Genomic DNA, 18410 nt, shown 5'->3' with positions numbered 1-18410 from the left:
ATTATCCTTTTAAGTTTTTTAAATTAGCCACATCAATTGTGCCTGAATTTCTAAATATTGACACTAAAATTGCCAAACCAACGGCTACTTCTGCTGCAGCAACTGCCATCGAAAAGAACACAAAAATTTGACCTTGTGCATCTTGATGGTAGGTAGAAAAGGCTACAAATAATAAGTTAACAGCATTTAACATGATTTCTATTGACATAAATACAATAATGGCATTTCGTCTGTATAATACTCCAAAAACGCCAATACAGAAAAGTATTACGCATAGGAAAATATAATTTTCAATACCTATTTGGTTTAAAATATTGTTCATACTATTTTTCTAGTTTTTCTTTTTTAGACAATAAAACAGTTCCAATCATGGCAACTAAAAGCAATATCGATGCATATTCAAACGGAACCATATATTCATTTAACAACACTTTTCCAAGTACTTTTATAGATTGAAAATCTTCGCCAGTAGTTATATATTCTCCAACAATAGGATTTGAATTTATAAAAATAAGAATAAGCACAAAACATATTAAACAAAAAGAAACAATAGCTCCTAAACGGGTAATTCTAGGTTTATGAACTTCATTTTCTTTATTCAAATTCATCAGCATGATGGTAAATAAAAACAAAATCATTATAGCGCCCGAATATACAATAACGTGCACAATTGCTAGAAACTGAGAATTCATCAGCAAATAATGTCCCGCAATAGAAAAAAAACAAATAACCAAATAAATGGCGCTATGTATAGGGTTTCTACTAAAAATAGTAAGAAAGGCTGTGGCTAAAGTTACCGCAGATAATATACAAAATAGTATAAGTACAATTGACATTAGTTAGCGTTTTTAAGTTGAGTATTTTTAAGTGCCATTTCTAAAGGCATAACTAATTTATCTTTTCCAAAAATAAAATCTTCTCTTTCGTAACTTGAAGGTACCAATACTTTCGAAGTAGTTAAATAAACAGCGTCTTTCGGGCAAGCTTCTTCACACAAACCGCAGAAAATACAACGCAACATATTGATTTCATATATAGAAGCATATTTTTCCTCTCTATACAGATGTTTTTCGTCAGATTTGCGCTCAGCAGCGGTCATCGTTATAGCTTCGGCAGGACAAGACAAGGCGCACAAACCACAAGCAGTACAGTTTTCTCTACCTTGTTCATCTCTTTTCAACATGTGTTGACCGCGATAAACAGGACTCATGGTTCTTACCTGTTCAGGATATTGAATCGTTACTTTTCTAGTAAACAAATGCTTAATGGTTATCCATAAACCTTTAATAATGGCTACAAGATACAAGCGTTCTAAAAAAGTCATCTCTTTATTTGAGACCACTTTTTTTCTGCCCGATAATGATATAGTTTCTATTGACATTTTTATTTTTATTTTTTTGAAGCTAATCCTGCTATTCGTTACAATCTTTTTTGCCGAACTCCGGCACAAAAGGATTTTCACTGCTATCAGGGCTAGCCCAATACAATTTTATTTAAAACCCAAAATAGGCAGCGATATCTGCTCTCAAAATTACAATTCCAGTAATTACAATATTAATAATCGAAAGCGGAATCAATATTCTCCATCCTAAATGCATTAATTGGTCGTATCTAAATCTCGGAATCGTCCAACGTACCCACATATAGAAAAATATAAACCCACAAATTTTAATAAACAAAGCAACGATTCCTAAAACATTGGCTAGGTTTCCGCCCCAATTTTCAATAACCCAACTCATTCCAGGATAATTGTATCCGCCAAAGAACAAAATAGACAAAATAGCTGCGGATATAAACATATTGGCATACTCAGCAAATAAAAAGAATCCCATTTTCATCGACGAATATTCGGTATGATAGCCTCCAATAAGTTCAGTTTCACATTCTGCTAAGTCAAAAGGAGTTCTATTGGTTTCTGCAAAAGCACAAATCAAAAATATTAAAAAAGAAAGCGGTTGATAAAACACATTCCAATTCATTCCCGCTTGTTGTGCAGAAATCTCTCTCAAGCTCAAAGTACCTGTCATCATTAACAAAGCTATAACAGAAAGACCCATGGCAATTTCATACGATACCATTTGAGAAGCGGCACGAACTGCACCTATTAATGAAAACTTATTGTTTGATGCCCAGCCGCCAATCATTATTCCGTAAACACCAACAGAAAGCACTCCGAAAATATACAATAAAGCGACATCAATATCAGCTGCTTGTAAGATTATATCTCTTCCAAATAAGTGAAATTTATCGCCCCAAGGAATTACAGCACTTGTCATTAATGCGGTGCTCATGGCAATTGCAGGTCCAACAAAAAACAAAAATCTATTTGGAGTATTGGGTTCAAACTCTTCTTTTGCAAACAACTTCATGCCATCAGCAAGAGGCTGTAAAAGCCCTAAAGGACCCGCTCTGTTTGGTCCAATTCGGTCTTGTAACCAAGCAGCTACTTTACGTTCTGCCCATGTAGAATACATAGCCATAAGCATGGTGACAGCAAAAACTATAAAAACAATAACGCTTTTGTCTATAATAAGTGTACTATTCATTATCGCTTAAGCTTTGTTGGTTAATAATGTCCTCTTCTGTCAAAGCAATGGCTGGCATACTGATTTTTTTACGATCTATATCTCTACCCATCAAAATCGTTTTTTCAGTAGCAATTTCTACCTTGTTCAATTTTTGAGTATAATTATTTTGGTTAATAACAGAATCTTTTTCAAATTTTCTTGGCCCTTCAATTACCCAATCATTAATGTCTTTATGGTCAAAACGACAACCGTTACAAATAAATTCTTCTACTTCGTGGTATTCGTCTTTTCGGCCTGTAACTCTTTGTATTTCGTCTCCAAACATCCATACCGTAGTTTTTCCGCAACATTTGTCGCAATCTCGATGTGCATTATAGGGTTTGTTAAACCAAACTCTCGATTTGAATCGGAAAGTTTTGTCTGTCAAGGCACCCACAGGACAAACATCAATCATGTTTCCTGAAAATTCATTGTCAATCGCTTTTGAAATACAGGTTGAAATATTAGAATGATCACCTCTGTCCATCACACCGTGAACACGATTGTCAGTTAATTGATCGGCAACCATTACACAACGGTAACACAAAATACAACGATTCATGTGCAGTTGAATATTTGGACCAATATCTTCTGGTTCAAAAGTTCTTTTTTCTTCTATAAAACGAGTTTCAGATTTTCCGTGTTCGAAACTTAAATTTTGCAAATCACATTCTCCAGCCTGATCACAAACAGGGCAATCCAAAGGGTGGTTAATCAACAAAAATTCCGTTACTGATTTTCTTGCTTCTTGTACTCTAGGAGATGATTTACTATTTACTTCCATACCGTCCATGCAGCCCGTTACGCAAGATGCCATTAATTTTGGCATGGGTCTTGGGTCTGCTTCACTTCCTTTTGCTACTTCAACCAAACAACAACGACATTTTCCTCCGCTTCCTTTTAGTTTTGAATAATAACACATCGCTGGCGGAACTACTTCTCCACCAATCATGCGTGCAGCTTGTAGGATGGTTGTTCCTGGCGCTACTTCTATACTATGACCGTCTATCGTTACTTTCATTTCATTTTATTTTTAAGTTTCAGGTTTTAAGTTTCAGGTTTTTAAATTGAAACTAAAAAAATTCGAAACTTGAAACTGCTTTATTTTGTTTTATATCTTTATATATTCATATGTATATTCTGTCCATAACTCTCCTGTTTTTTTATCAGTTCCTGTTACTTTTATAGGATAATCTTCAGAATCATAAATTATCGAATAATCTATAGTTTTATTTCCATTAATTTCTTCAATTGCATTATTTTCGGAGAGATTATATGTCTCAAATCCCCATATTAATCTGAAATTAATATTATGATTCTTATAAGGATTGTTTTTGTTGTCATATTTATAAGTTATTTCTTCAACATTAGGATTTATAAAAGGCTCTTTATAAGTTCTAATTATATTGTTTTCTAAAAAAAAATATTTAGTGCTATACTTTTTTAAAAAATTGCTTTCTATATATGATGATTGTATTTCATTTAATTTATTTGCTTCATCATAAAAGAATTCAGTCATTGTTTCCAATGTCATAGTTTGTATTATTTTGTTATTGGAATAGCTTATTTTTTTTGTATCTATATTTTCCTTACCATATGTTACACTTAATAGTTTTTTATTGTCATAATTAAAGGAAGTCACGTAATTATCTGATTCAATTTTACTTACTTCCCCATTTACATATGAAAAATTAAAAGTTTGATTAGCATATATTTCCACACCATTATCAATATCATCTAATGATTTTAATGTAATTTTTGCAATAACTTTCTTTTTAGAGTCATTATCATCATCAGATTTACTACAGGACTCAAAAAAACAAATTACAATTATTACTATAAAAATATACTTTATAAATTCTTTCATAATATTTTAAACTGTTTCCTTAGTTATCATGTGCTTTACACTTTCAAATGGCTCTGCAACAAAATGGTCTCTATTTTTTATTTTTTCTGGGAAACGGATGTGGTATTCAAACTCCTCTCTAAAGTGACGAATTGCTGCTGCCACTGGCCAAGCTGCCGCATCTCCTAGCGGACAAATGGTATTTCCTTCAATTTTACTTTGAATACTCAAAAGCAAATCAATATCTTCTTCACGACCGTGACCGTTTTCTATTCTGTGCAATACTTTTTCCATCCAACCTGTTCCTTCACGACAAGGTGAACATTGTCCACAGCTTTCATGGTGGTAAAAACGAGAAAAATTCCAAGTATTACGAACGATGCAAGAAGTGTCGTTATAAACAATAAATCCTCCAGATCCTAACATAGATCCAGTTGCAAATCCCCCATCGGATAAAGATTCATAGGACATTAATCGATCTTCTCCAGTGGCAGTTTTGTATATTAAATGGGCTGGTAAAACCGGCACAGAACTTCCTCCCGGCACGAATGCTTTCAAAGGTCTGTCTGAACTCATTCCACCACAATACTCATCAGAATTCATAAACTCATAAACACTTAATCCCAATTCAATTTCGTAAACACCTTGGTTTTTGATATGTCCTGAAGCCGAAATTAATTTAGTTCCAGTAGAACGCCCAATACCAATTTTTGCATAATCGGCACCAGAATTATTCACAATCCATGGCACAGCGGCAATAGTTTCTACATTATTTACTACTGTTGGATTTGCCCAAAGTCCTGAAACTGCTGGAAAAGGTGGTTTAATACGAGGATTTCCTCTTTTTCCTTCCAAAGATTCAATTAATGCGGTTTCTTCTCCACAGATGTAGGCACCTCCACCAATTTGAACGTACAAATCTAAATCGTAACCTGAACCTAAAATATTTTTTCCTAACCAACCTGCAGCTTTTGCTTCTGCAATGGCTTTTTCTAAAATTTTATAAACCCACATATACTCTCCGCGAATATAGATATAGGATAGATTTGCTCCTAAAGCATAACTAGATGTAATCATCCCTTCAATCAATAAGTGAGGAATAAATTCCATCAAATATCGGTCTTTAAAAGTGCCTGGTTCTGATTCATCAGCATTGCAAACCAAATGTCTTGGCTTCCCAGATTTTTTATCAATGAAACTCCATTTCATTCCAGCTGGAAAACCAGCTCCACCACGACCTCGTAATCCAGAAGTTTTTACTTCTTCGACTACTTCATCAGGAGTCATTTTTTTTATGGCTTTTTCTACAGATGCATACCCGCCTTCTTTGCGATACACTTCGTAGGTTTTAATTCCGGGAACGTTTATTTTGTCTAATAATATTTTTTGTGACATATTATTTATCGTGTAAAACTATTTTATTGTCTTTACAATCAGCAATTAGTTGATCTACTTTTTCTTTATTCAAATGTTCCTTGTAAAAATCTCCCAATTGCATCATTGGGGCATAACCACAAGCACCTAAACATTCTACTCCACGAACTTCAAATAGACCATCAGATGTTGGTTCTCCTATTTTTACGCCTAATTTAGAACAGGTATAATCCATCAAATCTTCCACGCCGTTTAAGCAACAAGGAGAAGTTTGACAAAATTCGAACATGTATTTTCCTATGGGACGTTGATTAAACATGGTATAGAAAGTTACCACTTCATATACTTCAATAGGCTTTATTTTAAGTATTTCGGCAACTTTATTTTGCAATTCGATGCTCAACCAATTGTCATGGGCATCTTGAACTTCATGTAAAACTGGCAATAAAGCCGATTTTATTTTATCTTCTGGATAATGACTAATCAATTCATTGATTCGAGTCATCAATGCATCAGTTATATTTATTTCTTGTTTGTAGTGTGTATGTTCCATAATTTATGCGTCTAATTCTCCAGCAATAACATTTAAACTTGACAAAATTACTATCGCATCAGATAATAATGCTCCTTTTATCATTTCTGGATAGGCTTGATAATAAATAAAGCAAGGTCTTCTGAAATGTAATCTATAAGGAGTTCTACTTCCATCGGTAACTAGATAAAAACCTATTTCTCCGTTTCCTCCTTCTACGGGATGGTAAATTTCGGCAACTGGAACAGGAACTTCTCCCATTACAATTTTAAAATGATAAATCAATGATTCCATATTATGATATACATCTTCTTTTGGAGGAAGATAGTAATCTGGAACGTCAGCGTGATATTCGTTACCAGCTGGCATTTTTGCTAAGGCTTGCTTAATGATACTTAATGATTCCCAAACTTCGGCATTACGAACACAAAAACGATCGTAAGTGTCACCTGATTTTCCTACGGGAACAATAAAATCAAAATCTTCATAAGAAGAATAAGGTTGTGCAACTCGAACATCATAGTCGACACCTGCTGCACGTAAATTTGGACCAGTAAATCCGTAAGCCATGGCTTTTTCGGCAGAGATTGCTCCTACATTTACAGTTCTATCAATGAAAATTCTATTTCTTTCAAATAAGTTTTCGAATTCTTTCCAAGCAACCGGAAATTCTTCAAGGAATGTATTTAATAACTCAAAGGCTTTTGGCGACCAATCTCTTTCGAAACCACCAATTCTTCCCATGTTTGTAGTTAAACGTGCACCACAAATTTCTTCGTAGATTTCGTATACTTTTTCTCTAAATTGAAAAACATACAAGAAGCCAGTATAGGCACCAGTATCTACACCAAGTATAGAATTACAGATTAAATGATCGGTAATTCTTGCTAACTCCATTACAATAACCCTAAGATATTGTGCTCTTTTAGGAACCTCAATGTCTAGTAATTTTTCTAAAGTCATCCACCACCCCATATTATTAATAGGAGAGGAGCAATAGTTCATTCTGTCAGTAAGAGGCGTGATTTGGTAAAATGGGCGGTTTTCAGCAATTTTTTCAAACGCACGATGAATGTAACCAATAGTTGGTTCGGCTTCAAGAATTCGTTCTCCATCCATCAACAAAATATTTTGAAAAATGCCATGTGTTGCAGGATGAGTCGGTCCTAAATTCAGAATGGAAAGCTCGCTTCCGTCATCATTTAGTTTCTCTTTTATAATTTTAGCATATCGATGCTCTGGTGGTAATAATAGTTCTGACATTTATAGAATGTGAAAAATTATATTTTTTAGCTATTAGTTGTTGTTCTTCCAAAGAAACGATCGTCTTTATCTGTTCTTCCTGAATCCTCCATCGGAAATTCTTTTCGCATTGGATGCGAAATCATTTCATCCATATTCAAAATACGTTTCAATTGCGGGTGACCAATAAAATCAATACCATAAAAATCCCAAGTTTCTCTTTCCATCCAATTGGAGCTTAGGAAAATGTTTGAAATTGTTTTTATAGAAGGAGTTTCGTTAAGATAGGCTTTGATTTTAATTCGTTTGTTTTCGTACCAATTATGCAAATGATACACTACTGCAAACTGATGATTCTCATCATTATCTGGATAATGAATACCACACAAGTCGGTTAAAAAATGGAATCGTAAAGTTGGGTCGTTTTTTAGAAATAAAATCACTGCTGTGTTTTTATCCGATTTTATTTCAAAAGAAAAAATGTCTTTTTCTTGTTGAAAATTGAAAACATTTTCACCAAATGTTTCGGTTAATTTATTTTGAATGTCTGAATTTTCTAAAGCCATTTCGTTATTTGATGTTATATGAGGCTAATAATTCTTGATACTCAGGAGAGCTTCTTCTTCGAACAGATTCTGTTCTAACTAATTCCTGCAATTTCATTACGCCGTCTACAATTTGTTCTGGTCTTGGCGGGCAACCTGGCACGTATACATCTACAGGAATTACCTTATCTATACCTTGCAATACAGAATATGTGTCAAAAATTCCTCCAGATGAAGCACAAGCTCCAACGGCAATTACCCAACGTGGTTCAGCCATTTGCTCGTATACTTGACGTAAAATAGGTCCCATTTTTTTAGAAATAGTTCCCATCACCATTAGCATATCGGCCTGACGAGGCGAAAAACTTACTCTTTCAGAACCAAAACGTGCTAAATCATAATGTGACGCCATTGTTGCCATAAATTCAATTCCACAACAGGAAGTGGCAAATGGCAACGGCCAAAGTGAATTGGCTCTAGCTAATCCTACTACATCGTTTAGTTTTGTTGCAAAAAAACCTTCCCCAACAACTCCTTCAGGTGGCGCAACCATATTTATATTTGAATCACTCATATTTAATTTTAGATTTAGGATTTAAATTTAGGATTAATACTAAAAACAAACCATTTCTATTAAATCTTAATTTTTTATTCCCATTCTAATGCTTTCTTTTTGATGATATAGAAAAAACCAACTAAAAGCAAAGCCATAAATAAGACCATTTTAACCATTCCTTCCATTCCCAATTCCTTGAAGTTTATTGCCCAAGGATAAAGAAAGATTACCTCTACATCGAATAGAACAAACAAAATTGCGACTAGAAAATATTTTACAGAAAAAGGAATACGTGCGTTTCCTATAGATTCTATGCCGCACTCAAAGTTTTTATCTTTTATTGCTGAATTTCTTTTTGGGCCTAATTTACCAGAAATAATAATCATTCCAACAACAAAACCGACAGCTAAAATGAATTGAAGTAATATAGGAAAATAATCTAATTGAGTTGAATGCATAAAGTAATTTTTAATTCAATTTTATTTTTGCCACAAAGATAACAGTCAATAATTAATTAGCAATAAAAATTGAAAAATCCTTTTATCAGTTAAGCGGTAAATTTACAATTTTTATTAATTATAAATAACAAATTAAGTTTGGTTTAAGAACTTTTTAACCTTTGTTGATTATCATAGTTATTGAAAGAAAATAGTTTTATTTATTTATCAAAAAAAAACGTTTCGAAGTAAATCGAAACGTTTAAAAATTTTGGGTAACAAAAATAATCTATATATTTTAGTCCTCAAGAACTGCTACTTTGGCAGCAACTTTCCCTTTTCTACCTTCTTCTTCTTCATAGCTCACTCTGTCACCTTCACGAAGTTCTTCCGCGTTGATTCCTGAAGCATGAACAAAAATGTCTTTTCCTGTTTCTTCGTCTGTAATGAATCCGTAACCTTTAGATTCATTGAAAAATTTAACTGTACCTGTACGCATTGTAATAGTAATAAATAATTTATAATGTCGCAAATGTAATCTTTAATACAATACGAAAGACAACTAGACCTTAAATTTTTATAAAAATTATTGATAGTCAGCGTTTTCGGTTCATTGAAATGGGTGAAGATTACTTTAAATCCAATTGAATGTGCAACTCTTTCAATTGACTTTCATCAATAACTGATGGTGCATCAATCATAACATCTCTTCCTGAATTATTTTTTGGAAACGCTATAAAATCACGTATGGTTTCTTGTCCTCCTAAGATAGCAACCAATCGGTCTAATCCAAAAGCCAATCCGCCGTGTGGTGGTGCTCCGTATTGAAAAGCATCCATTAAGAAACCAAATTGATTTCTTGCTTCTTCTTCAGTAAATCCTAAATATTTGAACATTAATTGTTGTGTAGCTTTATCGTGAATTCTGATAGAACCACCGCCAATTTCGTTTCCGTTTAAAACCATATCATACGCATTAGCACGAACTTTTCCTGGATTGGTTGCTAATAAGTGCATGTCTTCTGGTTTTGGTGATGTAAACGGATGGTGCATGGCATGCCATCTTCCAGAATGCTGCGCCTGTTCGCCAGTTTGGCTCGGGTCTTCATCCAATTCTAATAAAGGAAAATCTACAACCCAAAGTGGTGCAAATTCGGCTGGATTACGCAATCCTAAACGAGTTGCTAATTCCATTCTAAGTGCAGAAAGTTGGGTTCTCGTTTTGTCGGCTGGACCAGAAAGCACAAAAATCATATCGCCGGCTTTAGCACCTGTAATTGAAGCCCATTGTTGCAAATCAGATTGATCGTAAAACTTATCTACAGATGATTTGAATGTTCCATCTGCTTCACATTTTACATAAACCATACCTGACGCACCAACTTGAGGCCGTTTTACCCAATCAATTAAAGCGTCTATTTCTTTACGTGTGTATGTTGAACAATTAGGGGCGGCGATTCCGACAACCAATTCTGCGCCATTGAAAACGGGGAAATCTTTATGTTTTGCATAAGCATTTAATTCGCCAAACTCCATACCGAAACGAATGTCTGGTTTGTCATTTCCGTAGGTTTTCATGGCGTAATCATAAGTTATTCTTGGAAATTTATCTACTTCTATGCCTTTTATTTCTTTCAGTAAATGACGGGTTAAGCCTTCAAATACATTTAAAATATCTTCTTGCTCAACAAAAGCCATTTCGCAATCTATTTGTGTAAACTCCGGTTGTCTGTCGGCACGTAAATCTTCGTCACGAAAACATTTTACGATTTGAAAATATTTGTCCATGCCACCCACCATTAACAATTGTTTGAAGGTTTGAGGAGATTGCGGCAAAGCATAAAACTGCCCTTCGTTCATCCTGCTTGGCACTACGAAATCTCTTGCCCCTTCAGGTGTAGACTTTATTAAGTAAGGCGTTTCAACTTCACAAAAATCTAGATTTGAAAGGTAATTTCTGACGGCTTGTGCTACTTTATGACGAAAAAGCAAACTGTTTTTTACAGGATTTCTTCTTATGTCTAAGTATCTGTATTTCATTCTAATATCTTCTCCGCCATCGGTTTCGTCTTCTATAGTGAACGGAGGGGTAATTGAAGCATTTAGTATCGTTAATTCAGAAACTAAAATTTCGATATCGCCAGTAATCATCTTCTTGTTTTTGGCTTCACGCTCAATAACAGTTCCTTTTACTTGAATCACAAATTCGCGACCAAGGGTTTTAGCCAATTCGAAAACCGCTTTTTGGGTACGACCTTCATCAAAAACCAATTGTGTAATGCCATAACGATCTCTTAAATCAACCCAATTCATAAATCCTTTATCACGCGATTTTTGCACCCAACCGGCAAGTGTAACATTGGTATTGATGTGGGAGGCGTTAAGTTCTCCACAATTATGACTTCTATGCATTACTTTGAATTTTTATTTCGATTTGGTGGCAAATTTAGTATTAAATATCAATTTTTTGTTTGAGTTTTTAAATTATTAGCCTAGATTTAATTATTATGTAAATATTCCAATGTTAAGTTTTTGCTCAATGTTACCAAATTGTTAAGCAAAAGTTTTTTTATTGTAAATTAATTATTATATTTGTTATGTTATTATGAACTATTAAAAACCTACACTATGAAAAAGTATATGATTATCGGAGCAGTGTTAATTTCAAGTATGATTTTCGCACAAGCAAAACAGCCAAAATTAGAGGTAGTTGGAAATGAAGTAAAAGCAACATATTACTATGATAATGGTCAAGTTCAGCAACAAGGATTTCTAAAAGACGGAAAATTAGAAGGTAAATGGGTTGCTTTTGATATGAAAGGAAACAAAAAATCGGTTGGTGAATATAAAAACGGTAAAAAAACAGGAAGTTGGTTTTTTTGGAATGACGTTATCTTGAGTGAAGTAGATTATTCTAATAATCAAATTACATTTGTTAAGAATTGGAAACAAGAATCATTGGCGGTAAATTAATTTTTACGTTTTAAATATAAACCCGAAATAATTTAATTGTTTCGGGTTTTTTTGTGGCTACTTCTAAAATGATTTTTGGGTACAAATTCATTTTTTTACTTAGCCAATATTAAAGTAATTTTCATGAAGAATTTCACGGGAACCAATACTAATGTTAGTACTGTTGCCTTTTTTCAAAAGAATCGTTTCGTTTAGTAAATGTTAAATAGTCTGAATTAGTTTTTACATAAACAAAACCGTCTCAAAATATAATTTCGAGACGGTTTTGTTTTTTATTCTATTTTAATTTAAGCAACATTTCGTCTATCTCTCAACCAGTATTTCGTTCGTTTTACTAGGAAGAACATTACTGGTACCATTACTAATGTTAGGATTGTTGCATAAGTCAATCCGAAAATAATTGTCCATGCTAACGGCGACCAGAAAATAACATTATCGCCACCCATATATAAATGCGGATTTAAATCGGTAATCAATCCAAAAAAGTCAAAGTTTAACCCAATTGCTAGCGGAATTAATCCTAAAATCGCGGTTAATGCAGTTAACAAAACTGGTCGCAGACGGTTTTTACCGCTTTCAATAATGATTTCTTCAATTTCAACTAGTGATAAATCATTGTGGCTTTCTAGTCCTTTATCGGCAACTTTTTTATCTAAAAGCAATACGAAGAAGTCCATTAATACAATTCCGTTTTTAACCACAATTCCCGCTAAGGAAATGATTCCCATCATGGTCATTAGGATTACAAAATCCATGTTGGCAATTACATAACCATAAAAAACACCACTAAAACTCAACAATACCGTAAATAAGATTACTAACGTTTTTGAAACTGAATTAAATTGTAAAACTATAATTATTGTTATTCCTGCCATGGCAAGGAAAAGCGCATACATCAAGAAGCTTTGGTTTTTGCCTTGCTCTTCTTGCACGCCAGAGAAAGAATAGGAAATTCCTTTTGGTAATTGATATCCTTTTAATTCGATTGCTATTTGTTTCGTAATTTCATCGCCATTAGCATCGCTTAATACATTGGAATAAATGGTCATTATTCGTTTGTAGTTTTTTCTTTTTATTTGATTATAGGTGTTCGTTTTCTCAGTATTAGAAACCGCAGAAATGGGCACTTGCATCATTTGACCGTTAGTCTGATTTCTAAACGTTAACGACTGATTGAAAAGAATGTTTTCGTTTTTGCGTTGGTCGTCTTGCATACGAACCACAATATTATAATCGTCATCACCTTCTTTAAAAGTAGAAATTTCCTGACCATAAACAGAGCGACGCAAATTAAATCCTAATTGACCTGTCGAAACACCTAAACTTCCAGCATTAACTCGGTCAACCTTTACTTCAAGTTCAGGGCTTTCTTTGTTAACATCAACATTTAATCGTTCTATACCAGGAATTTTCTTAGAATCGATAAAAGCAATCATCTTGTCAGCTTCTTTGAGCATTACATCATAATCTGCACCGGCAGAACCTGTTAATTGAATACTGATTGGATACCCAGCTGGTGGCCCATTGGCATCTTTTTCAACGGTTACTTTTGCGCCAGCAATTCCTTTTACACGATTTCTAATTTCATCTAAAACGTCAGAAGTATTGATGCCTCTTCGGAATTTAAATTCAGAGAAGTTAACGGTAACTTTTCCTTTAAAAGGAGTTTCATTAGCCGAACCCGCATCTACATTTGGGTTTCCTGCGCCAATACCAACTTGCGAAACGATACTTTCAGCCAAGAAGTTTTTATCGGTTGTTGGATCGATATATTTATTCATTATTTCAAACACTTGTTTTTCTACGAACAAAGTGGCTTTGTTTGTTTTTTGAATATCAGTCCCCTGAGGGTATTCGATGTAAGTAATGATTTGTCTTGGAATATTATCGGGGAAAAACAATACTTTTCTTGGAAAAAGACCTAAAAGAAAAACAGATAAAAATAACATTCCAATAATTCCTACTAGTGCAAACCAAGCATTTCTACCTTTTAGAATTTTACCTAAAAAGGTCTTGTATTTTTCTTCTAACCTCGGAAAAAAACTGTGTTGAAAATCTTGTGTCCATTGGTACATTTTCCATTTATAAAGCCACATAAGTGCTAATGAAATTAATGCAAAATGACCAATTCCTCTTGCAAATTTACTGTCATTTACATTGCCAATGATTACAAAAAGCACTCCTATTATTCCTAGAATTAAAGTGTATGTTTTGGCTGTTTTGAGTGTTACATTTTTGTCTTCGATATCCATAGAGCCACCCGTCATAGCTGCATTTACTACCATTGCTACAAATAAAGAAGCGGTTAGTGTTACCGTTAAAGTAATTGGAAAGTAAATCATAAATTTACCCATAGTTCCTGGCCATAATGCAAAAGGTAAAAACGCCATTAACGTTGTTGCTGTAGAAGAAATTACGGGCCAAGCAATTTCGCCTATACCAATTTTTGAGGCTTGTATTCGTGGCATTCCTTTTTTCATATTAGCAAAAACGTTATCTACGACCACAATTCCGTCATCAACTAATAAACCCAATCCCATTACCAATCCGAAAAGCACCATTGTGTTTAGTGTTAACCCAAATGCAGCTAATATGGTAAAAGCAATCATCATAGAAAGCGGAATAGCCGCACCTACGAATAATGAATTTCGCAATCCCATGGTAAACATTAACACAATCATTACGAGTACAATACCAAAAATAATATGGTTTGAAAGCTCATCAACTTGATGTTCTACACGAGCCGATTGATCGTTGGTAAGCTCAACTTGTAAATCTTTAGGTAAATAATTTTCGTGTGCTAGCTCTAGTTTTTCTTTTACTTGATCGATGGCTGAAATCATGTTTTGACCCGAGCGTTTTTTAACGTCAAGCATCACTACTTCTTTTCCTTTTTCGCGTGCATAAGTCGTTTTTTCTTTTTCTTTAAAAGAGATTACGGCTATGTCTTTTAGGTATACCGTACCGCCGTTGTGCTTTATAACAATGTTTTCTAGCTCTTTTGGGTCTTTGATTTCTCCTACAATTCGAATATTATTTCTAGAACCTTGCGATATTAAGTTTCCTCCTGAAAGAGTCATGTTTTCATATTTTACTGCGTTTTGAATATCGTCAAACGATACTTGAGCAGCAGTCATTTTGAAGATGTCGACAGCGATTTCTACTTCTTTATCGTCAACACCAAGTATTTCAACTTTTTTTACTTCTGGAATTTCTTCGATATCGTCTTGCAGTTTTTCTCCATACTTTTTAAGTTGTTGTGTGGTGTAATTTCCTTTCAAATGAATATTTAAAATAGGCACTTCCTCTGAAATGTTTAGCTCAAAAACACTTGGTTCTACCTTACTCCCGTTATCAAGATTGGGCCAATCGGTATCAGCTTTTACAATATCTACCTTATCTTTTACTTTTTGTTTGGCTTGATCAATAGAAACTTTATCCGAAAATTCAGCGATAATCATTCCGTAATCTTGAAAAGAACTTGCCGTTACTTTTTCGACACCACTAATGTTTTTTAATTCCTTTTCTAATGGTTTTACTATTAATTTCTCTACATCTTCGGCTGAGTTTCCTGGAAAAACAGAGGAGATATACACTTTATTTTCAATAATTTCTGGAAAGTCTTCACGAGGCATTGTTGTGTAGGCAATTAAGCCCGTAATTACAATAAGCAACGTGAAAATATATACCGTTACACGATTTTCTATCGCCCAACTCGAAATGCCGAATTCTTTATTTTGATGTGACATAGTAATTTGTTTCAGGTTTCAAGTTTCAGGTTTCAGGTTAAGAATAATCTATAACTTGAAACGTCAAACTTGAAACAATTAGTTATTAAAAATTCAATTTCATTCCGTTAGAAATAGCGTTCACACCTTCAGTTACAATAACATCATCTACTGTTAAACCACTTAGAATTTCAGTTACATTGTCAGATGATTTTCCTACTTCAACAATTACTTTTTTAGCAGTTCCTGTTTTGCCATTGCTTGCTTCAACTGTAAAAATAAATTTATTGCCCTCACCGTCTTCCTGAACAACATTTGTTGGCACTACAATTGCATCTTTTTTAGTATAATCAATGATTTTTAGTTTTGCCACTTGGTTAGGACGCAGTAAATTATCAGGGTTAGGAAGACTCACTTCGATTCCAAAACTTCTGTTGTTTGGATTTATAAAATTACCAACTTGGCGAACTTTTCCTTTATAGGTTTTGTTTAATGAGGCTAAGAAAACGTCCACTTGATCTCCTAATTTTAGTTTGCCAATATAGGTTTCAGGGACAGATGTAGATACATACATACTTCCTAAATTCACAATTCGCATTAATCCTTGTATGCTTGGCGCAACTACTTGCCCTTTTTCTACAAACACTTCATCAATTGTTCCGGAAAAGGGAGCTCGAATAACCGTTTTTGCTAGTTGTGCTTTTATTTGTGCAACGCCTTTTTGCGCTGCCACCATTTGTGTTTGTGCTTGAAGAAATTGAATTTCAGAACCAATTTTTTTGTCCCAAAGATTTTTTTGTCTTTCAAATGTAGTTTTGGCTAATGCATATTGATTTTCTAATCCCGCAATTTGTTGACTCATCCCAGCATCGTCTACACGCCCAAGAATTTGTCCTTTAGCAACTTTTTGCCCAGCTTTTACAGTAAGTGATGTTAAAGTTCCGCTAAATTCTGGTTGAACCAAAATGTTTTCTTTTGTGTCTACATTTCCTTGAACTTCGAGATAATGATTGAATAGCGTATCTTTTAAAGTCATAACAGAAACCAAAGCCTCTTCTTTTTTTACATCTAGAGTTGCTAAAGCGTCTTCTATTTTTGTAATGTCGGCTTGTAATGTAGCTTTCCTTTCTTGTAAAGATTTTATGTTTTTTGATTTTATTAAATCGTCTATGTTTTCTGTTTTATTAGTATTGGAACACGACACTAAAAACAGGGTTATAGCAGTAATATATAGTATTTGTTTCATATTTATTATAGATTAATTTTTATTTATTATTTTTTCTAATGTTGCTTTTTTATTTATAATTTGAACCATCGATTGAAGATAGTTTTGTTGTGCTGTATACAATTGTCTTTGAGCTTCACTAAAATCAAAACTTGACGATAAACCTTCGGTAAATTTTATTTGTTGCTTTTTTTCGATGCGCTCCGCCAGATTCAAATTGCTTTTTGAAGTCGCATATTCTTCAATACTAAAATCGTATTCACTTTTAGCTCTTTCGAATTCTAATTTTAATTGTTGTTCGGTTTGAGTGAGTTGGGTTTTAGCTTGTTCGAATGCAATTTTAGCTTGTTGTGTTTTAGCTGTTCTTCCAAAACTACTAAAAATGGGTACATTTAAACTTACACCAAGATTAGAAAATTTATTCCATTTTTGAGTGCTATCAAAAAAAACAAAATCATTACCAAACGAATTGTACCCAAAATTAAATGCAGCACCTAATGACGGTAAAGCTTTACTTCTTTGCAATTTTAATTCTAAGGAACGTTGTTCTTGAAAATTAGACGCCATTTGATAATTTATATTATTAGAAACTTCAAAACCGTTTTTTGTTAGAGCTAAATCTAGATTAGAAACGGTTAAATTATCTAATTTATCGGTTAGTTTTAACTCGGCATTAATATCAATTCCTAGAGAAAATTTCAGCATTTTATTTGCAATATCAAGTAGTCTTTTAGTGTTGCTTAAGTTACTGTTAATCGAAGCCAAAGTAATTTGAAGTTGTTCTACATTTTCCTCTTCAATCAATCCGTTTTTATACGTTTCTTGAGTATCTGCAAGTGTTTTAGATAAAGTAGCTTTGTTTTTTTCAAGAATAGAAATACTTTCTTCCGCTAGTAAAACATTGCCATAAGCATTGACAACCATTTCTCTAATTTCGAGATTGGTTTTTTGCTTGGCATTTTCATAAAACTTTAAATAGGTTTTTGACGCTTGAAGTGCTACTATATAAGAACCGTCAAAAATTAATTGACTTAAAGTTAGGCCAGAATTCATAGATTGTCTGGTTCCAAAAGCAAAAAGAGCAATATCATTTGGATTTCCTGTAGGATTAAATGCATTTCCAGAAACCCCTTGTAATGTAAAGTCGAAATTTTTTAGGTATCCTACACTACCACTTATTTGGGGTAATCCTGCTGCTGTGGTTTCCCACTTTTTTTCTTTGGCAGAATCAATATCTCTGTTAGCATTTATTACTGAATAATTATTTTGCAGTGCATGATCTATAGCTTCTTTTAAGTTAAAACTATAGGAGTCTTGTTTTTTATCTTGAGCACTAAGTGTCGATGCAATCAAGAAAAGGATTATTATTATTATTTTATTTTTCAT

Annotated in this window: 18 protein-coding genes; 1 reads left to right on the top strand and 17 read right to left on the bottom strand. The window is 33.6% G+C overall.

Annotated features, from left to right (window positions below; translation table 11 throughout):
• Position 1 precedes the first annotated feature (1 nt).
• The 14 genes from nuoK to aspS form a co-directional block, all read right to left on the bottom strand.
• Positions 2-322: an NADH-quinone oxidoreductase subunit NuoK gene (gene nuoK, locus ACFQ0S_RS10550; protein ID WP_151106862.1), complete on the bottom strand. Its 321-nt coding sequence runs from the start codon at positions 320-322 to the stop codon at positions 2-4.
• A gap of 1 nt (position 323) precedes the next feature.
• Positions 324-836, bottom strand: a complete 513-nt coding sequence (locus ACFQ0S_RS10545; protein ID WP_379757363.1) for an NADH-quinone oxidoreductase subunit J family protein — start codon at positions 834-836, stop codon at positions 324-326.
• The gene (locus tag ACFQ0S_RS10540) at positions 836-1381 is read right to left on the bottom strand and encodes a NuoI/complex I 23 kDa subunit family protein (protein ID WP_379757359.1); all 546 of its coding nucleotides are present in this window, start codon (positions 1379-1381) and stop codon (positions 836-838) included. Before ACFQ0S_RS10540 ends, ACFQ0S_RS10545 begins: the two co-directional genes overlap by 1 nt.
• Before the next feature lie 112 nt (positions 1382-1493).
• Positions 1494-2546: an NADH-quinone oxidoreductase subunit NuoH gene (gene nuoH, locus ACFQ0S_RS10535; protein ID WP_379757356.1), complete on the bottom strand. Its 1053-nt coding sequence runs from the start codon at positions 2544-2546 to the stop codon at positions 1494-1496.
• Complete coding sequence (locus ACFQ0S_RS10530) at positions 2539-3588, bottom strand: 2Fe-2S iron-sulfur cluster-binding protein (RefSeq protein WP_379757353.1); 1050 nt, start codon at positions 3586-3588, stop codon at positions 2539-2541. Before ACFQ0S_RS10530 ends, nuoH begins: the two co-directional genes overlap by 8 nt.
• A 90-nt stretch (positions 3589-3678) precedes the next feature.
• Positions 3679-4434 (bottom strand): hypothetical protein, encoded by a 756-nt coding sequence (locus ACFQ0S_RS10525; RefSeq protein WP_379757350.1) that lies wholly within the window; start codon positions 4432-4434, stop codon positions 3679-3681.
• A 6-nt stretch (positions 4435-4440) separates the two neighbouring features.
• Positions 4441-5808, bottom strand: coding sequence for an NADH-quinone oxidoreductase subunit NuoF (gene nuoF / locus ACFQ0S_RS10520; protein ID WP_379757347.1), 1368 nt, complete (start codon positions 5806-5808; stop codon positions 4441-4443).
• 1 nt (position 5809) lies between these two features.
• The gene (locus tag ACFQ0S_RS10515) at positions 5810-6340 is read right to left on the bottom strand and encodes a complex I 24 kDa subunit family protein (RefSeq protein WP_379757344.1); all 531 of its coding nucleotides are present in this window, start codon (positions 6338-6340) and stop codon (positions 5810-5812) included.
• Positions 6341-6343: 3 nt separating this feature from the next.
• A complete protein-coding gene (locus tag ACFQ0S_RS10510) occupies positions 6344-7582 on the bottom strand; it encodes an NADH-quinone oxidoreductase subunit D (protein ID WP_379757341.1) in 1239 nt (412 codons plus the stop codon).
• 26 nt (positions 7583-7608) lie between these two features.
• Positions 7609-8127: an NADH-quinone oxidoreductase subunit C gene (locus ACFQ0S_RS10505; protein ID WP_379757338.1), complete on the bottom strand. Its 519-nt coding sequence runs from the start codon at positions 8125-8127 to the stop codon at positions 7609-7611.
• 4 nt (positions 8128-8131) lie between these two features.
• Positions 8132-8680 (bottom strand): NADH-quinone oxidoreductase subunit B, encoded by a 549-nt coding sequence (locus tag ACFQ0S_RS10500; RefSeq protein ID WP_151106852.1) that lies wholly within the window; start codon positions 8678-8680, stop codon positions 8132-8134.
• 74 nt (positions 8681-8754) lie between these two features.
• Positions 8755-9120, bottom strand: a complete 366-nt coding sequence (locus ACFQ0S_RS10495) for an NADH-quinone oxidoreductase subunit A (RefSeq protein ID WP_379757334.1) — start codon at positions 9118-9120, stop codon at positions 8755-8757.
• A gap of 277 nt (positions 9121-9397) precedes the next feature.
• The gene (locus tag ACFQ0S_RS10490; protein WP_151106850.1) at positions 9398-9598 is read right to left on the bottom strand and encodes a cold-shock protein; all 201 of its coding nucleotides are present in this window, start codon (positions 9596-9598) and stop codon (positions 9398-9400) included.
• Between the two features lie 130 nt (positions 9599-9728).
• Positions 9729-11510, bottom strand: coding sequence for an aspartate--tRNA ligase (gene aspS / locus ACFQ0S_RS10485; protein WP_379757331.1), 1782 nt, complete (start codon positions 11508-11510; stop codon positions 9729-9731).
• A 216-nt stretch (positions 11511-11726) separates the two neighbouring features.
• Between aspS and ACFQ0S_RS10480 the strand changes: the two genes are divergently transcribed.
• Positions 11727-12071, top strand: coding sequence for a toxin-antitoxin system YwqK family antitoxin (locus ACFQ0S_RS10480; protein WP_379757328.1), 345 nt, complete (start codon positions 11727-11729; stop codon positions 12069-12071).
• Positions 12072-12358: 287 nt separating this feature from the next.
• On the opposite strand, the gene ACFQ0S_RS10475 is transcribed toward ACFQ0S_RS10480, so the two are convergent.
• The 3 genes from ACFQ0S_RS10475 to ACFQ0S_RS10465 form a co-directional block, all read right to left on the bottom strand.
• A complete protein-coding gene (locus ACFQ0S_RS10475) occupies positions 12359-15820 on the bottom strand; it encodes an efflux RND transporter permease subunit (RefSeq protein WP_379757325.1) in 3462 nt (1153 codons plus the stop codon).
• An 85-nt stretch (positions 15821-15905) separates the two neighbouring features.
• The gene (locus tag ACFQ0S_RS10470; RefSeq protein WP_379757323.1) at positions 15906-17045 is read right to left on the bottom strand and encodes an efflux RND transporter periplasmic adaptor subunit; all 1140 of its coding nucleotides are present in this window, start codon (positions 17043-17045) and stop codon (positions 15906-15908) included.
• A 12-nt stretch (positions 17046-17057) separates the two neighbouring features.
• A complete protein-coding gene (locus ACFQ0S_RS10465; RefSeq protein ID WP_379757320.1) occupies positions 17058-18410 on the bottom strand; it encodes a TolC family protein in 1353 nt (450 codons plus the stop codon).

The sequence above is a fragment of the Flavobacterium myungsuense genome (assembly GCF_042677265.1).
GTDB classification, from domain to species: Bacteria; Bacteroidota; Bacteroidia; order Flavobacteriales; family Flavobacteriaceae; genus Flavobacterium; species Flavobacterium myungsuense.
This window is presented reverse-complemented; position numbering and strand designations above follow the sequence as displayed.

What these genes read in the sequence shown, in the direction of transcription:
- ACFQ0S_RS10510 (WP_379757341.1), bottom strand. Translation starts at nt 7,582, where the DNA reads ATGTCAGAACTATTATTACCACCAGAGCATCGATATGCTAAAATTATA.
- nuoK (WP_151106862.1), bottom strand. Translation starts at nt 322, where the DNA reads ATGAACAATATTTTAAACCAAATAGGTATTGAAAATTATATTTTCCTA.
- ACFQ0S_RS10505 (WP_379757338.1), bottom strand. Translation starts at nt 8,127, where the DNA reads ATGGCTTTAGAAAATTCAGACATTCAAAATAAATTAACCGAAACATTT.
- aspS (WP_379757331.1), bottom strand. Translation starts at nt 11,510, where the DNA reads ATGCATAGAAGTCATAATTGTGGAGAACTTAACGCCTCCCACATCAAT.
- ACFQ0S_RS10475 (WP_379757325.1), bottom strand. Translation starts at nt 15,820, where the DNA reads ATGTCACATCAAAATAAAGAATTCGGCATTTCGAGTTGGGCGATAGAA.
- ACFQ0S_RS10495 (WP_379757334.1), bottom strand. Translation starts at nt 9,120, where the DNA reads ATGCATTCAACTCAATTAGATTATTTTCCTATATTACTTCAATTCATT.
- ACFQ0S_RS10465 (WP_379757320.1), bottom strand. Translation starts at nt 18,410, where the DNA reads ATGAAAAATAAAATAATAATAATAATCCTTTTCTTGATTGCATCGACA.
- ACFQ0S_RS10530 (WP_379757353.1), bottom strand. Translation starts at nt 3,588, where the DNA reads ATGAAAGTAACGATAGACGGTCATAGTATAGAAGTAGCGCCAGGAACA.
- ACFQ0S_RS10540 (WP_379757359.1), bottom strand. Translation starts at nt 1,381, where the DNA reads ATGTCAATAGAAACTATATCATTATCGGGCAGAAAAAAAGTGGTCTCA.
- ACFQ0S_RS10525 (WP_379757350.1), bottom strand. Translation starts at nt 4,434, where the DNA reads ATGAAAGAATTTATAAAGTATATTTTTATAGTAATAATTGTAATTTGT.
- nuoH (WP_379757356.1), bottom strand. Translation starts at nt 2,546, where the DNA reads ATGAATAGTACACTTATTATAGACAAAAGCGTTATTGTTTTTATAGTT.
- ACFQ0S_RS10470 (WP_379757323.1), bottom strand. Translation starts at nt 17,045, where the DNA reads ATGAAACAAATACTATATATTACTGCTATAACCCTGTTTTTAGTGTCG.
- ACFQ0S_RS10500 (WP_151106852.1), bottom strand. Translation starts at nt 8,680, where the DNA reads ATGAGTGATTCAAATATAAATATGGTTGCGCCACCTGAAGGAGTTGTT.
- ACFQ0S_RS10545 (WP_379757363.1), bottom strand. Translation starts at nt 836, where the DNA reads ATGTCAATTGTACTTATACTATTTTGTATATTATCTGCGGTAACTTTA.
- ACFQ0S_RS10515 (WP_379757344.1), bottom strand. Translation starts at nt 6,340, where the DNA reads ATGGAACATACACACTACAAACAAGAAATAAATATAACTGATGCATTG.
- ACFQ0S_RS10480 (WP_379757328.1), top strand. Translation starts at nt 11,727, where the DNA reads ATGAAAAAGTATATGATTATCGGAGCAGTGTTAATTTCAAGTATGATT.
- ACFQ0S_RS10490 (WP_151106850.1), bottom strand. Translation starts at nt 9,598, where the DNA reads ATGCGTACAGGTACAGTTAAATTTTTCAATGAATCTAAAGGTTACGGA.
- nuoF (WP_379757347.1), bottom strand. Translation starts at nt 5,808, where the DNA reads ATGTCACAAAAAATATTATTAGACAAAATAAACGTTCCCGGAATTAAA.